General features: G+C 34.3%; 14 protein-coding genes. 8 read left to right on the top strand and 6 right to left on the bottom strand.

Features of this window, described 5'->3' with window-relative positions; all coding sequences use genetic code 11:
* Window positions 1-59: 59 nt before the first annotated feature.
* Entirely contained in the window at window positions 60-371 is a 312-nt protein-coding gene (locus tag EAH81_RS17820) for a GNAT family N-acetyltransferase (RefSeq protein WP_241676586.1), read from the top strand.
* A gap of 3 nt (window positions 372-374) precedes the next feature.
* Here EAH81_RS17820 and EAH81_RS17815 read toward each other — a convergent pair whose 3' ends face one another.
* The 4 genes from EAH81_RS17815 to EAH81_RS17800 form a co-directional block, all read right to left on the bottom strand.
* The gene (locus tag EAH81_RS17815) at window positions 375-1,805 is read right to left on the bottom strand and encodes an anion permease (protein WP_140509616.1); all 1,431 of its coding nucleotides are present in this window, start codon (window positions 1,803-1,805) and stop codon (window positions 375-377) included.
* Window positions 1,806-1,825: 20 nt separating this feature from the next.
* On the bottom strand, window positions 1,826-2,977 hold the full coding sequence (locus EAH81_RS17810) for a porin (protein WP_140509614.1): 1,152 nt from the start codon (window positions 2,975-2,977) through the stop codon (window positions 1,826-1,828).
* 58 nt (window positions 2,978-3,035) lie between these two features.
* Window positions 3,036-4,367, bottom strand: coding sequence for a hypothetical protein (locus tag EAH81_RS17805; RefSeq protein ID WP_140509612.1), 1,332 nt, complete (start codon window positions 4,365-4,367; stop codon window positions 3,036-3,038).
* 733 nt (window positions 4,368-5,100) lie between these two features.
* Window positions 5,101-6,735, bottom strand: coding sequence for an ABC-F family ATP-binding cassette domain-containing protein (locus tag EAH81_RS17800; RefSeq protein ID WP_140509609.1), 1,635 nt, complete (start codon window positions 6,733-6,735; stop codon window positions 5,101-5,103).
* Between the two features lie 212 nt (window positions 6,736-6,947).
* On the opposite strand from EAH81_RS17800, the gene EAH81_RS17795 reads away from it, so the two are divergent.
* Window positions 6,948-7,391, top strand: a complete 444-nt coding sequence (locus tag EAH81_RS17795; protein WP_140509607.1) for a PepSY-like domain-containing protein — start codon at window positions 6,948-6,950, stop codon at window positions 7,389-7,391.
* 89 nt (window positions 7,392-7,480) lie between these two features.
* Here EAH81_RS17795 and EAH81_RS17790 read toward each other — a convergent pair whose 3' ends face one another.
* Together EAH81_RS17790 and EAH81_RS17785 are read right to left on the bottom strand one after the other, a co-directional pair.
* Window positions 7,481-8,656, bottom strand: a complete 1,176-nt coding sequence (locus tag EAH81_RS17790) for a GlmU family protein (protein ID WP_140509605.1) — start codon at window positions 8,654-8,656, stop codon at window positions 7,481-7,483.
* A gap of 392 nt (window positions 8,657-9,048) precedes the next feature.
* On the bottom strand, window positions 9,049-9,300 hold the full coding sequence (locus EAH81_RS17785; RefSeq protein ID WP_059116365.1) for a type B 50S ribosomal protein L31: 252 nt from the start codon (window positions 9,298-9,300) through the stop codon (window positions 9,049-9,051).
* Window positions 9,301-9,550: 250 nt separating this feature from the next.
* On the opposite strand from EAH81_RS17785, the gene EAH81_RS17780 reads away from it, so the two are divergent.
* The 6 genes from EAH81_RS17780 to EAH81_RS17755 all read left to right on the top strand — a co-directional run bounded on the left by EAH81_RS17780 (window position 9,551) and on the right by EAH81_RS17755 (window position 16,638).
* Window positions 9,551-10,081 (top strand): DUF4199 domain-containing protein, encoded by a 531-nt coding sequence (locus EAH81_RS17780; protein WP_140509603.1) that lies wholly within the window; start codon window positions 9,551-9,553, stop codon window positions 10,079-10,081.
* Between the two features lie 7 nt (window positions 10,082-10,088).
* The gene (locus EAH81_RS17775) at window positions 10,089-11,045 is read left to right on the top strand and encodes a glycosyltransferase family 2 protein (RefSeq protein ID WP_140509600.1); all 957 of its coding nucleotides are present in this window, start codon (window positions 10,089-10,091) and stop codon (window positions 11,043-11,045) included.
* A gap of 151 nt (window positions 11,046-11,196) precedes the next feature.
* Complete coding sequence (locus EAH81_RS17770) at window positions 11,197-12,924, top strand: phospho-sugar mutase (protein ID WP_140509787.1); 1,728 nt, start codon at window positions 11,197-11,199, stop codon at window positions 12,922-12,924.
* A 5-nt stretch (window positions 12,925-12,929) separates the two neighbouring features.
* Window positions 12,930-13,967 carry a YhcG family protein gene (locus EAH81_RS17765; RefSeq protein WP_140509597.1) on the top strand — a complete coding sequence of 346 codons (1,038 nt, stop codon included), beginning with the start codon at window positions 12,930-12,932 and terminating at the stop codon, window positions 13,965-13,967.
* The gene (locus EAH81_RS17760) at window positions 13,968-15,797 is read left to right on the top strand and encodes an ABC transporter ATP-binding protein (RefSeq protein WP_140509595.1); all 1,830 of its coding nucleotides are present in this window, start codon (window positions 13,968-13,970) and stop codon (window positions 15,795-15,797) included.
* Window positions 15,798-15,936: 139 nt separating this feature from the next.
* Window positions 15,937-16,638: a DUF2971 domain-containing protein gene (locus EAH81_RS17755; RefSeq protein ID WP_140509593.1), complete on the top strand. Its 702-nt coding sequence runs from the start codon at window positions 15,937-15,939 to the stop codon at window positions 16,636-16,638.
* Window positions 16,639-16,816: the final 178 nt, after the last annotated feature.

Raw genomic sequence — 16,816 nt, 5'->3', positions numbered from 1 at the left:
TCATTTATATAATGTTATCAATGTTCTTTTCTATTATTTTTTAATTCAATCCCCAAAACATGACTAATATGGAACCTATTGAAACTATGGAAATCAAAGACAACACTTTTGCAAGACAATTTGAAACCATAGTCCCTGAAGGATTACTTTCTGTTGAATATTCTTTTCAGGAAAAGAAAATTTTCTTAACTAAAATCAACACTCCCGAAGGCTTTGACAATCAAACTACAATTGATAGTTTACTTAAGAACATTATGGAAATCATCATCGAAAAGAAATTCAAACTGATGCCCATTTTTCCAAGAATTGTATTATTTATTAAAAAAAATCCCGAGTTTAAAGAATTACTCCCTCCCGGAATTAGAATCTAATTTTTAGAAATAACCAATAAGTCTTAGCCATAATCCACCGATAACCATGTAAATAAGCAACATCGTTAATCCGGTGATTAACCCTTTGACCCACCAGCTTTTTAAATCAACATATCCGCTCCCAAAGAAAACAGGTGCCGGACCATGACCATAATGCGTTAAAGTTCCGTAAAGCGAACCCACAAAACCAAGCATAAAAGCCAATAACAAACCTGGTATTCCAAGCGAAACCCCCACTCCCAGCAAAGCTGCATACATTGCCGCCACGTGTGCCGTTGCACTAGCAAAAAGATAATGGCTAAAAAAGTACACCAATATAATAATAGGAAAAGCCATTTGCCAGCTTAATCCTCCTATTTCTGCTTTTACCAAATTACTGAACCAACCTATAAATCCCAATTCGTTGAGTGAACTTGCCATCATTACTAAAACCGAAAACCAAACAATAGTATCCCAGGCACCTTTTTCGGCTTTTACATCATCCCAAGTCAATACTGAAGTTAGAAGCAAAATCACCAAACCAATAAATGCTGTAGTCGTTGCATCGATAGAAAATAAATCTCCCGTCATCCATAGGAATAATAAAATAAAGAAAGTCAACAACATCATCCATTCATCACGCGTAATTGGTCCCATTTCTTTCAATTTTTGAGCTGCAATCTGAGGTGCATCACCGGTTTTTTTCAGCTCTGGCGGATAGATTTTATACAACACAAGCGGAATCACAAAAAATGCCACCAAACCCGGAACGATAGCTGCTGTTGCCCATGAAATCCAGGTAATTTTAATTCCTAAATTCAATGCAAACTTTTGACACATTGGGTTACTCGCCGTTCCTGTCAAAAACATAGACGAAGCTATTAAATTTGCATTATAACTACTTAGCGTAAGATAGGAACCTAATTTTCTGTGTGTTTCCGGTTGATCGGGCATTGAGCCAAAACTCATCGCCATTGACTTCATAATCGGATAAATAATCCCTCCACCTCTCGCAGTATTACTTGGTACGGCAGGAGCCAGAACCAAATCTGCCAATCCTAAACCATAAGCCAATCCAAGTGAGCTTTTCCCGAATATTCGAATGAATAGAAAAGCAATCCTGTTTCCCAAACCTGTTTTAATAAAACCTCTCGCGATAAAAAATGAAATTCCGATAAGCCAGATTACTTTATCACCAAAACCTTTTAATGCCAATGTAATTGATTTTCCAGCTTCACCGGGTGCCAAAACTTGTGAGAAAGCGGTAAGTGCAATTGCAATCATACACATTGTTCCCATTGGTGCTGCTTTCAAAATAATTCCTAAAATTGTCGCCACAAAAATGGCAAACAAATGCCAGGCTTCAATTACTACACCATTTGGCGCCGGAATAAACCAAATTGCTACTCCTACAACAAGCGTAATCAGGGTTTGTGGTATTTTTACTTCTTTCATAACAATAGAATTAGATTAAATTATAGTCTGCACTGAAATTGAATTATAAACAAGTTGTCATTGTACATTGACGTATCCGGAATGTTTTTATCATATCGATCAATTTCAAAACCCATTTCGATACGACCTGTATAAGCTTTACCAAATTCAAGACTGACCATTGGCGTATAAGTTTGCCTTACATTAGAATCGATTTTATAACTTGGATCAAATCTTTCATATCGACAGGAAACCTCTAATGAGGTCAATTTTTTATAATCAACTAAATACCTCAAATTAGGCAGGAAATAAACACCTCGCATTTGATAATCGGAAACATTTGGGGTTCTCGCATCCGTTGGTAAGGAGAAATACAAATTATGGTTTGTACCTTGCTTATATTCTATTTGCAAATCGAAAGTAAATTTATCCGTAAGTTTAAAATCACTTGTAATATCGGCTCCTAATGCAAAAACATCTTGTTTAAAAACTACTCCCACACCTCCATTTAATCCTAAATTAATTTTGTGTTCTTTTGACAAGGTAAAAACCAATCTTGTAGCATATTGCTTTCCGTTGTCCTTATCCTTTTCCTGATCTTTTCCATTTCCGTTTAACATAGAAACAGCATAACTAAAAGGGATTTTACCAATATCAAGTGCCCCCGTTACAGAAGCTCCTATTTGGAAACTGGTCCAGCCATTTTTTCCAAATTCATAATATTGATTCGAGAAATCAAATGATTTAATGATGTCGACCGGAACAAGCTCCTCAATACCAAAACCAGGTCGGAACTGACCTCCTGTTACGGCAAAGTATTTACTGAACGTATATTTTGCGTAAGCATTCTCCAATACTTTTCCTTTTGGATCAGATTTAAAATCAGCAAGGTTTACGAGGATAACGACTTCTGTTGCTTCACTCAATTTGGTATTAAGTCCGACACGCATTCTTTTAATATCAAAAGAACTCTGAACCACATCACCTGTAGAATGCTGAACTCCCATAACATCAACACCATCTTCTAATGCTTGGAGATATCTCGCCTGAAATAATCCCTTAAATTGAAATTGCGGATACTTAACAGTACTTTCAGCATCGGTTGTTACCGGAGCTGCAGGAGTTTGTGCCCTTATAAAAGAAGGCATTATCAAAAAGACGAACGCAATTTTTATTAGTAAAGTTTTTTTCATAAGCTCGTAAATAAAAAAGTTAGTCTATTGTCAATTCTTTAAAATTTCATTTCTACTCTTATCTTCTGCCAGAACCACCACTTGCCGGACTTGTTGGTGTTGTACTTCTACTTGGCGCTGGTCTGGGCGCAGGCTGTGTCGCCGGACGTGTTGTGGGCTGTGGTGGTCGGGTTACAGGTTGTACCGGACGCGTTGATGGATTCGGTGGATTTATCGGACGAGTTACTGGTTGAGTCGGGCGAGTCACGGGTTGAGTTGGGCGTGTCACGGGTTGTGTGGGAGTTATCGGCTGCGTTGGGCGTGTCACGGGCTGTACCGGACGTGTTGTCGGATTCGTTGGAGTTACCGGCTGCGTTGGGCGTGTCACAGGCTGTACCGGACGTGTTGTCGGATTTGTTGGCTTAACAACTGGCCTTGTCGATGGATTTGTTGGAATTACCGGACGTGTCGTTCCTGGATTTGTTGTACCTGGTCGAGTCGATGGATTTGTTGGACGTGTTACCGGTCTTGTTGTAGTCGGTCTTGTTGGTCTTGTTGAAGTAACCGGAGCTGGTCTTTTATAATCCCTTCCGTTATATGTAGTATTATAGCGGCCACTAGCTCTATTATCTTTTACAACTACAGATGTATTTCTTCTTGTGGCATAACGATCATAATATCTTGGATTTCTTATAGTTGCGGTTCTTCTGTAATAATTATTATGATAATAATGCCCGTGATATCCCCAATAATCGTGATAATAAACAGGTCTCCAAGGACGCCAGTACGGAGGATAATATCCCCAATACCACGGTGAGCTATAGGATACATATACAGGAGAAAACAAAAATAATACTACCGGCCATGCACTTACACTTGTAGTTACATAACTTGGACTTGTTGTTGTATTGTAATTATTCGTTGTATTGTTGTTTACAATTACGGTTGCATCGCCTTTGTATCCTGGATTAGGCGTTCCTATAATAGCATCCGAAGGTTCTACAACATAGTTTTTCCCATACAAATCTTCGTCTCCAATAATCTGAACGTGAATATTATTCTTTTTATCTTTTTCAACTTCAATAACCGCCACATCTTGTTTCTCCGTACTATTTATAGCAACCTGAAGTACAATCGAATGTATATTTCCATCATTCTGGCTTTCGATTTCAATATAATCGATTTCGCCATCATTATTTAAATCTAAATTATTAACCTTACTATCTTGTTCATTGAGGACTTTTTCAAAATCTTCTAAGGTTTTTGATTTTTGAAAAATATCTAAAACAGCATATAAATTAAGATTATCTCCCGGTAAACCTAAAGCGATTGGTTCATCATCTGTTTGAGAGAAAACTGGCAGGCTAAAGAATATAACCGCTATAGCAAGAAATAAAATACTCTTTTTCATATTAAAATGGAATTAAGACAGATTATGCTTACTAAGTTATAAAAAAAGCAACAAAGTTTAACATTTGGTAAAAAAACTTTACCGTGTTACGCTACAGATTTCACAGATTCGAAAGATTTTTCGTCACGAATTACTACGTCTGTTCGTCCTTCGATCTCGAGTCACGAATTTTTATTTACAATCCCAATAATCATTTATCAACACGAAAACCTGTAGAGCTATAAATTAGGGATGAATTTTACCGCAAAGTGCGCTAAGATTTAATTTTACTTTTCGCATAGAAAACACAATCCCGAAGCCTCGGGACACAAAGCTGGATCGATACATCCCGATCCCGAAGCGTCGGGCAATGTCATTAAGTTAAGCTTTTTTTAGATAATTAAGACTAAAAAAAATCGCGCAAAGTCGCAAAGCGCAAAGAAAATGTATGTAAACTTGGCGGCTTTGCGCGAGATTTATTCGACAAATATTTTTCTTAACTTAATGACATTGAGCGTCGGGACGGGATTGCGAACTCTTTGTATTTTTTAAAATATACTATTTAGATAAAATCTTAGTGTACTTTGCATTACAATTATTTACAATACAAAATGCTTTATGTTTCTCCACAGGTTTTTGTGTTGACCCACAATCATTTATCAGATAAAAAACAAAAAATTCGCAAAGTTTAAAAATAAACCTTGCGAACTTTGCGGTTAAACCTATGTCCTTTTATTAATATTAAGAGAAAAACTTATTTCTCGATCTCTTTCATAGAATCCATTTTTTTATGTGCCAGGAATCCGGCAACATCTTCAAAATGTTCTTTAACTCGTTTGTTTCCAAATTCAAAAACTTTAGTTGCCAATCCGTCAAGGAAATCACGATCGTGAGAAACTAAGATTAATGTTCCGTCAAAATCACGTAAAGCATCTTTGATAATGTCTTTGGTCTTCATATCTAAGTGATTTGAAGGCTCATCCAGAATTAATAAATTAACTGGTTCTAACAACAATTTAATCATTGCCAAACGAGTTTTCTCTCCTCCTGATAACACTTTTACTTTCTTGGTAATATCATCACCCTGAAACATAAATGCTCCAAGAATATTTTTAATTTGTGTTCTAATATCTCCAACAGCAATATCATCGATCGTTTCAAAAATAGTGGCATTTTCATCTAACAATGATGCTTGATTTTGAGCAAAATATCCAATTTGAGAATTATGACCAATCTCTACACTTCCTTCATCGATACCAATTTCTTTCATGATCGCTTTGATCATTGTCGATTTTCCTTCTCCGTTTTTACCTACAAAAGCTACTTTCTCACCTCTTTCGATAACGATATTGGCGTCTTTAAAAACGACATGATCTCCATATGATTTAGAAAGCTCTTTTACCACAACCGGATATTGTCCTGAACGTGCTGCAGGTGGAAATTTTAATTTCAATGCCGAATTATCCACTTCGTCAACTTGTACAATTACCAGTTTTTCAAGCATTTTAACACGAGATTGAACGGCATCTGTTTTAGAGAAAGTTCCCTTAAAACGGTCGATAAATGTTCTGTTATCGGCAATCATTCTTTGTTGTTCGTCGTAAGCTTTTTGTTGATGTATACGACGGTCTTTTCTTAATTCTAAGTAATGAGAATACTTCGCTTTGTAATCATAAATCCTTCCCATTGTAACCTCAATAGTACGATTTGTAATATTATCTACGAATGCTCTATCATGCGAAATGACCACAACTGCCTTTGCTGATGTCACCAGGAAATCTTCTAACCATTGAATACTTTCGATATCCATGTGGTTGGTAGGCTCATCCAATAAAATTAAATCCGGTTTTTGAAGTAAAATTTTAGCAAGCTCAATACGCATTCTCCATCCTCCCGAAAATTCAGAAGTCTGACGTGTAAAATCTTCACGTTCGAATCCTAAACCAACTAGAATTTTCTCAACTTCTGCTTCGTAGTTTACTTCTTCAATCGCATAAAATTTCTCACTTAAGTCAGAAACTCTTTCGATCAATTTCATGTACGCATCACTTTCATAATCGGTACGAACAGTCAATTGCTCATTGATTTCGTCGATTTCAGCTTTCATTTTAAAAATCTCGCCAAAAGCTTTTGATGCTTCTTCCATTACTGTAGAACCATCTTTAGTCAACAAGTGCTGAGGCAAATATGCCACAACTGCATCTTTTGGAGTTGAGATACTTCCGGTAGAAGGCTTGCTTTGACCTGCAATTATTTTTAAAAGTGTCGATTTTCCCGCACCATTCTTACCCATAAGGGCAATTTTATCATTTTCATTTATAGCAAAAGAAACATCGCTAAATAATGTAGTTCCACCAAACTGAACCGAAATATCGTTAACTGTAATCATTTAGATTTTAGATTTTTATCCCGAAATATCGGAATTAGATTTTTAGACTTCTCAACAAGTATTTTTTTGAAAGCGCAAAGATAGATTAATTAGAGTATTAGACAATATAATTTAGACTACTGTCATCTCAGTTTTTAAAAATCATGCAATTATTCCTACATATAAACAAATTTTATTTATATCTTTATAAGAATTCAAAAAAAGAGGAAAATATGAGAACGAAATTAAACTTGGCTGCGAGCCTAATTGCAGGACTACTATTTGGATTTTCTGCAAATGCGCAAAAAACTGTAATTAAAAAAGAAGCTTTACCGGCAAATGCACAAACTTTCTTAAAGACGCACTTTGGGTCGAAAAAACCCAGTTACGTACTGGAAGACAAAGAAATTCTTTCTACAGAATACAAAGTTCAATTTGACAATAAACTTGAAATCGAATTTGATAAAAAGGGAAACTGGAAAGAGGTTGACGGAAAAGAAGCTAAAATTCCTGCATCTATTATCCCGAAAAAAATTGCTTCTTATGTAAAAACTAATTTTTCTAAAGAAAAAATAACCAAAATAGAAATAGGAACTTATGGTTATGAAACAAAACTAACCAACGGTTTGGAATTAAAATTCAACTTAAAAGGAGATTTCACTAAGATCGATAAATAGCATTTAAATTAGAAACCCGACAGATTTCAAAAAATCTGTCGGGTTTGCTACATTATCTCATTATCAAATTGACTAATTATCTAATTAAATTAATCTTTTCTCCATTTTTTAGTTTCCTCAAAAATGTGTTCTAAGATTGCAGATTCAGTTTCATCGAAGTCTATATTTCTTCTTCCCATAACTAATTTTGCAGTTTCAAAAGCTTTCTTGGTAACATAAGTCGTAAATCCGGCAGCTCCGCCCCAAGAAAAACTCGGAACAAAATTGCGAGGAAAACCACTTCCAAAAATATTAGCACTTACTCCTACTACAGTTCCGGTATTAAACATAGTATTGATTCCGCATTTGCTGTGATCTCCCATCATTAAACCACAAAACTGAAGTCCGGTTTTAGCAAAACCTTCAGTTTCGTAACTCCATAATTTTACTTCTTCGTAGTTGTTTTTTAGGTTCGAGTTGTTACTGTCGGCTCCAATATTACACCATTCGCCCAATACAGAATCTCCTAAAAATCCATCATGTCCTTTGTTTGAATTTGCAAAAAGAACAGAATTTTTAACCTCTCCTCCTATTCTTGATCCCGGACCAACTGTTGTTGCTCCGTAAACTTTAGCGTTTAGTTTTACTTGTGCATTTTCGCATAAAGCAAAAGGACCACGAATTACAGTTCCTTCCATAATTTCGGTATTCTTACCTATATATATAGGACCTGTTGAAGCGTTCAAAGTCACAAACTCCAATTTTGCTCCTTCTTCAATAAATACATTCTCCGGCGCAATTGTATTAACACTTTTTGGAATTGGTAGTGATTTTCTGTCTTCGGTTAAATAAGCGAAGTCTTCACGAATTGCTGCATCATTTTTAGAAAATATGTCCCAGGTATGTTCGACCGTTAAACAATTATCGTTGTATTGAATTATTTCGTATGAATCGAAATCTACTTCTTCCTGATTTTCTGTTGTAAAAAAAGCGATTACATCATCACCTTTAAAAATAGCTTGATTTTCTTTTAAATCAGAAACCATTTCTGCCAAAGTATCGTTTGGCAAATACGCCGCGTTTATCATTACATTTTCTTCCATTTCCACCATTGGAAATTTCGTTGATAAGTAATCTTCGGTAATAGTAGTTATAGTTGAACCTAAGCGCGCTTCCCATTTTTGACGAATCGTCATGATTCCAATTAAGATATCAGCAACAGGTCTTGTGAATGTAAAAGGCAATAAAGCATTCCGGACGGGACCGTCAAAAAGAATGTAATTCATAAATAAAAAATTTGGTACTTGTTAAAATCTGATTTGGTTATCGAGTTCAAAGTTACAAATATTTTATTTGTTTCATTAAACGTATTCTTATTCAAAACCACGAAAATTCTATCGTCTTTTCCTCACCAATAGGACTAGTATATTGACATTTTACCACACACAAAGATTCTCGCAAAATTTACAAAGTTTATTAGCCACGAATTTCACGAATCAGCACGAATTAATTTGTGAAAATTCGTGAAATTCGTGGCCGAGAAAAATCTTTTTAATCTATATATCCCGATAGCTATCGGGAGTGGCAAAAAAATCGTTGGATATTAAACTTGCGTAAATTAACTCCATAAAAAAAGCCTTCCGATTGGAAGGCTTTATATAAGTAAAAACAGCTTTTATTATTTAGCGTGTTTAGCATATTTAGTTTTGAATTTATCAATACGTCCTGCAGTATCGATAAGTTTAGATTTACCAGTATAAAAAGGGTGAGATGTTCTAGAAATCTCCATTTTTACAACTGGATACTCAACTCCGTCAACTTCAATTGTTTCTCTTGTATCTGCAGTAGATTTAGTGATAAAAACTTCGTCATTTGACATGTCTTTAAATGCAACTAATCTGTAATTTTCTGGGTGAATTCCTTTTTTCATCTTTTTCTTTTATTTATTGTTTAGAGCATTTTTATTTTGAAGCTTTTCCATGGTTAGAAAAAGGTGTAAATAAAGGATACTCTTTTTTGTTTAAAAACTTTTAATTATTTTGAGTCTGCAAATTTACAATTCTTTTTTAATATACAAATGTTTAGCCCACTTTTTTTTAGTTAAATTCAAAAAGCTTTTTTTACCGCTCAATATATTGGGAATTGCTATATTTGTGGATTAATTTTAAACATATAAGAATATGATCAATGAAGTTATAAAAAAGAATGGTATTACTTATGGTGTAATGATCGGAATTGCATCTGCATTAATTACTGCAACTATATATGCGGTTGATCTACATTTATTCACTGCATGGTGGGTTGGACTTGTTGGAATAGCTATAAGTCTGACTATTAGCATTCTTTTACTTTCTAAAACTAAGAAAGAATTAAATGGTGTTTTTCCTTTTAAAGATGCCTTTACGACTTACTTTATTGCGGCAGTAATTGGAATTCTAATTTCTACTTTATTTAATATTCTTCTATTTAACGTTATTGATCCGGGTGCAAAAGAAACTGTACACGAATTAGTGATTAAATATACCGTTGAAATGATGCAAAAATTTGGATCTCAGGCATCGGTTATCAATGAAACTATTGCAAAAATGAAATTAAACAATCCTTATTCAACATTTGAACTATTAAAGGGATCTGCTTTTGCAATCGTAATCAGTTCTGTTTTTGGTTTAATTTTCGCAGCATTTTTTAAAAGCAAATCTACACAAGAATAAAAATTAAATGAATTTATCTATACTTATACCGCTTCTAAACGAGGAGGAATCACTGAAAGAACTCTACACGTGGATTATTAAAGTGATGCAATCTAATAATTACTCTTATGAAATCATTTTTGTAGATGATGGAAGTACGGATAATTCTTGGAATATTATCGAAAGTTTTTCTAATGAAAACCCAAATGTAAAAGGGATTCGTTTTATGAAGAACTTTGGAAAATCTCAAGCTTTACACGCTGGTTTTGCAAAAGCAAAGGGTGATGTTATTATTACTATGGATGCCGATTTGCAGGACAGTCCGGATGAGATTCCAGGTTTATATGAAATGATTACGGCTGAGAAATTTGATTTGGTTTCCGGTTGGAAAAAGAAACGCTACGACTCTGTTGTGGCAAAAAATCTGCCTTCGAAATTGTTTAATTGGGCTGCCAGAAAAACTTCAGGTGTTGAATTGAATGATTTTAACTGCGGATTAAAAGCATATAAAAATACGGTTGTCAAAAACATTGAAGTTTCGGGCGAAATGCACCGATACATTCCGGTTTTGGCAAAAAATGCCGGTTTTAATAAAATTGGCGAAAAAGTAGTAATTCACCAAGCTCGTAAATATGGTGAAACCAAATTTGGAATGGAGCGTTTTATAAACGGTTTTCTGGATTTGATCACAATTTGGTTTTTATCACGATTCGGAAAAAGACCTATGCACTTATTTGGTGCAATGGGTTCTTTGATGTTTATTATAGGATTTTTATTGGCGGGTTATATTGGAGTTTCAAAATTATACCATATGTATAACGGAATGAAATATAGCTTAATCACCAGTAATCCTTGGTTTTTTATTGCCTTAACAACTATGATTCTAGGAACTCAACTATTCTTAGCCGGTTTTCTTGGAGAGATTATTTTGAGGACTAAAAGTAACGAAGCACGTTATAAAGTTGCCCGAGAGGTTAATTTTTAACGTAAAGCCCTAGCCCTGATGGGAGTGGCATCTCCCGATTTAAAAAAACAAGGCTTTTTAGCCGTAGTTTTTGTTAATCGGGAATATAACGGACAGCAGGAAATAGCTCCTGAAAATTATTATTATTTTAAATATAAAAAATAGACGAATGATGAATATAGCACCTAATATTTTGAATGCTGTAAACGAATGGCTAACCCCTACATTTGATAATGAAACACAAGCGGCGGTTAAGGAATTAATAACAACTTCGCCTAAAGAACTTGAAGAAAGTTTTTATAAAAACCTGGAATTTGGAACCGGCGGAATGCGCGGTGTTATGGGTGTTGGTAACAATAGAATCAACAAATATACACTTGGAAAAAATACTCAGGGCTTGTCTGATTACTTACATGAAGTTTTTCCAAATCAGCCTTTAAAAGTTGTTATTGCTTATGATTGCCGTCATAATAGTAACACATTGGCAAAAGTTGTGGCTGATGTTTTCTCTGCAAACGGAATTCATGTGTATTTATTTTCGGATTTACGTCCTACTCCTGAATTATCATTTGCGCTTAAATATTTAGGCTGTCAATGCGGAATTGTATTAACTGCTTCGCACAATCCGCCGGAATATAACGGATATAAAGTGTATTGGGAAGATGGTGGACAAATTGTTCCTCCGCAAGATGCTGCAATTATCAACGTAATCGAAAATTTAGGTTACGATAAAATTAAATTTAATGCCAACGAAAGCCTGATTCAATATATCGATACTGAAATCGACAAAGCTTTTGTGAAATCATCTATTGAAAACGCAAGTTTTAATACCCCGGCTGAAGCCAAAAACAACTTACAAATTGTTTTTACTTCGTTGCACGGAACTTCTATAAAATCTGTTCCTGACACTTTATCACAAGCGGGTTACAAAAATGTACATATTGTACCGGAACAAGCAATTCCTGATGGGAATTTCCCAACTGTAAAATCCCCAAATCCGGAAGAGCCGGAAGCTCTGACAATGGCTTTGGCTTTGGCAGATAAAACAAACTCTGATATTGTTGTTGGAACTGATCCTGATTGCGATCGTCTTGGTGTTGCAGTTAGAAATAACGACGGCAAAATGATTTTACTTAACGGAAATCAAACCATGATTTTGATGACTTCTTTCTTATTGAAACAATGGAAAAAAGCAGGAAAAATTAATGGCAAACAATTCGTGGGTTCTACAATCGTTTCTACGCCAATGATGATGGAATTAGCAACAAGCTATGGCGTTGAATGCAAAGTTGGGTTGACCGGCTTTAAATGGATTGCCAAAATGATTAAAGATTTCCCTGAACTCGAATTTATCGGAGGCGGCGAAGAAAGCTTTGGTTTTATGGTTGGTGATGCTGTTAGAGATAAAGATGCTGTTGCTGCTACCTTATTAATATGTGAAGTTGCTGCGCAGGCAAAAGCTGCCGGAAGCAGTGTTTATAAAGAACTTTTGCAGCTTTATGTTGAAAATGGCTTCTATAAAGAATACTTGGTTTCTTTGACTAAAAAAGGTATTGAAGGTTTACAGGAAATTAATCAAATGATGATTGATTTACGTGAAAATCCCTTGAAAGAAATCAGCGGACAACGTGTAATTATGGTTGAAGATTATCAATCGTCTATTGCACTGAACCTATTAACTGGTGAAGAAGCTACGATGGATATTCCGAAATCAAATGTTTTGATTTATTATACTGAAGATGGTTCTAAAATTTGTGCAAGACCAAGCGGAACTGAGCCTAAAATTAAATTCTATATTAGCGTTAATGCAGAATTAGATTCGGTTACTAATTTTGATGCTGCGGAAAGTTTCTTAGACGAAAAAATACAAAGCATCATTGCAGGAATGCAATTGAAATAGAGAGAATGAGTGACAAACTGGAAACAAATGATCAACCAGAACTATTAAATTCAATTATTGGATTAATAGATCAGACTCGTCATTTTGTCGCCAAAACGGTTAATCAGGAATTAACACTTTTGTATTGGAAAATTGGAAAAACCATAAATAAAGAGATCCTTAAAAATGATCGAGCCGATTATGGAAAGAAGATAATTCCTTTGCTAAGCGAAGCATTAACAAAAAGATACGGAATAGGTTTTAATAAACGAAACCTACAAAGTTTTATCAAGCTAAACACTGTAATTGAAGACTTTACAATTTTGCACACAGTGTGTGCAAAATTGAGCTGGTCTCATATTAGAAATATAATTTACATTGAAGACTACATAAAACGTGAATTCTACATCCAGATGAGTATTCATGAAAGATGGAGTGTAAGAACTTTACAAGAGCGAATTGACAGCATGCTTTTTGAAAGAACTGCAATTAGCAAAAAGCCTGAACAAACCATACTTAATGATTTAGCATCATTAAAAAAAGAAAAACAAATTAGTCCTGATTTAACCTTTCGGGATCCTTATTTCTTAGACTTCTTAGGATTACACGACAGTTACTCAGAAAAGGACTTAGAAAGTTCTATCTTAGCCCAATTACAAAATTTCATTACCGAAATGGGCAGCGAATTTGCTTTTCTTGCCCGACAAAAAAGAATTACAATTGATGATGAAGATTTCTACATCGATTTACTATTTTATCATCGTGGCTTACGCCGACTGGTTGCTATTGACTTAAAACTTGGGAAATTTAAAGCCGGTTACAAAGGTCAAATGGAGCTTTATTTACGTTGGTTAGAGAAAAACGAACAAAAAGAAGGTGAAAACAAACCAATTGGATTAATTTTGTGCAGTGAAAAATCTCCTGAACAAATCAATTATTTAATGCTTGACAATGACGAACAAATCAAAGTTTCAGCGTACTTAACCCAATTACCAGAAAAAAAATTATTGCTAGAAAAACTGGAAAAAGCCATTGCTATAGCAGAAAATAACATCTATAAATAAATGAGTAACATAAAAAAAATAATTCCTTTTATATATCCATATAAAAAATACGCCTATCTAAACATCTTTTTCAATGTTTTGTATGCACTTTTCAGCACCCTTTCTTTTGTTGCTTTGATACCAATGCTTCAGGTATTATTTGACAAAACTAAAGCAAATAAGATAAAACCCGTCTATAACGGTTTAATGGAATTGAAACAATATGCTGAAGATTATTTGAGCTATTACATCACTACAACAAAAGGAACCCACGAATCTGGTTATGTTTTATCCGTAATGGTTGTCATTATCATTTCAATCTTTTTATTAAAAAATCTAGCTGATTATTTCGCTATGTTTTTTATTAATTTTTTGCGAAACGGTGTTTTAAGAGACATGCGAAATGCACTGTATAAAAAAACCCTGGAACTGCCTTTAGCTTTTTATTCCGAGAAAAGAAAGGGAGATGTAATTTCAAGAATTTCTGCCGATGTAAATGAGGTACAAAATTCATTTCTAGCCATACTGGAACTCATTGTTAAAGAACCTCTTACCATAGTTTTTACTATAATCATGATGCTGATTATCAGTGCAAAACTAACCATATTTGTTTTTATTTTTATTCCGGTATCAGGTTATATCATTTCATTAATTGGAAAACAACTTAAAAAACAATCGACTAAAGCACAGCAAGAACAAGGTACTTTTTTATCTACTATTGAAGAAACTATTGGAGGATTGAAAGTAGTAAAAGGGTATAATTCTGAAAACTATTTCAATACCGTTTTTCAAAATTCTACACAACGTTTTTTTCATTTGTCTAACAGTATTGGTAATCGTCAGAACTTAGCTTCACCAGCTAGTGAATTTATGGGAATTACTGTAATTGCAATTTTATTATGGTATGGCGGACAAATGGTTTTAATTGACAAATCATTAGATGGAGCTGCATTTATTGCCTACATGGGATTAGCTTATAACATCCTGACACCTGCAAAAGCAATTTCTAAAGCTTCTTACGGAGTAAAAAGAGGTAATGCCGCAGCCGAACGTGTTCTTGAAATTTTAGATCAGGAAAATCCAATTGTTTCAAAACCTGACGCAATCGAAAAAATAACTTTTGATAATACTATAAACATTCAGAATATTAACTTTAAATATGAAGATGAAACAGTTTTAAAAGACTTTTCTCTTCAAATTAAAAAAGGTCAAACTGTTGCTCTCGTTGGACAATCCGGAAGTGGAAAAAGTACGATTGCAAACTTATTGACCCGTTTTTATGATGTAAATGACGGAACGATTTCGATTGACGGAATCAACATCAAAGACATGAACCTACAATCGCTTCGTGGTTTAATGGGATTGGTAACACAAGACAGTATTTTATTTAATGATACCATTAAAGCTAATATTTCGTTAGGAAAACTTGATGCAACTGACGACGAAATTATTGACGCACTGAAAATCGCCAATGCTTATGAATTTGTAAGCGAACTACCTTTAGGAATTTATACTAATATTGGTGATAGCGGAAACAAGCTTTCCGGTGGTCAAAAACAACGTTTATCGATTGCTCGTGCCGTATTAAAAAATCCTCCAATTATGATTTTGGATGAAGCTACTTCTGCATTGGATACAGAAAGCGAGAAATTTGTTCAGATTGCTCTTGAAAACATGATGCAAAACAGAACTTCGATTGTGATTGCTCACAGACTTTCGACAATTCAAAAAGCAGATGTAATTGTTGTGATGCAAAAAGGAAAAATAGTTGAACAAGGAACTCACGATGAATTAATTGCTCATAACGGAACCTACAACAAACTGGTTACAATGCAATCTTTCGAATCATAAAAGAAAGACTATAATAGCTTAAGCCACAGATTACACAGATTAACACAGATTTTCTTTTCTAATAAGGAATTAAAATCTTACTTTTATGTGTATAATCTGTGGCTTTTTTTTAGCATAAACCCTAAATCGATAAAAAAAAATGTATCGTAATAATCCGACTATAAAACTTCCTGAGGATCCAGATACAATTGTTTGGAAATATTTAGATCTATCTAAGTTTCTCGATTTATTACTTTCTAAGAAACTTTTTATGTCACGTTCTGATAAATTTGAAGATCAGTACGAAGGCACTTTTAGCGAGCCCACTTTTGAAGAGATTAAAAAATTAGCCACTGACAATCCTGACTTTTTAAATTACTACAAAACACATCGGGAGCAAGTTGCCGTAAGCAGTTGGCATATTAACGAATATGAATCCTTTGCCATGTGGCAGATTTTCACTCAAAACAGCGAAGGATTAGCGATTCAGTCTACTATTGGGAGATTGCAAAAAGCATTAAAGCCCGAGAATAATTTTGACCAATATATTGGCGAGGTCAATTATATCGACTACAAAAAAGAATATATTCCGTTTGACGATTTGTTTTTTCCGTTTTTGTTCAAGCGAAAGAGCTTTCAGTACGAACGCGAAGTCCGCATTATTACAGACACATCAAAAAGCACGATAAAGCTTAATGACGGATTAAAAATCAATGTTGACATCAGTCAATTAATTGAGAAGATATACATTCATCCAAAATCAGAAAACTGGTATAAAAAACTTGTAATTGATTTAGTCGACCGACTCGGTTTTGGCATCGAAATCGAAAAATCAGATTTGGAAAGCGATATTTTGATTTAGGTTTTTTCTTGCCTCTGATTTCCAAATTTAACGTTGTAAACTGGACTGAAGTCCAGCTCTACAATATTTATTGAGCCTAACGGCTCTTTTTTTATTAAAAAACCATTTAAAAATTAATTTCTAAATGGTTTTTTTCTATGTCAGATCAAAGTTAAAATTCTATTTTTTCAATCTAAAA

Origin of the sequence: Flavobacterium pectinovorum, from assembly GCF_006438875.1 — a bacterium.
Classification (GTDB): domain Bacteria; phylum Bacteroidota; class Bacteroidia; order Flavobacteriales; family Flavobacteriaceae; genus Flavobacterium; species Flavobacterium pectinovorum_A.
This window is presented reverse-complemented; position numbering and strand designations above follow the sequence as displayed.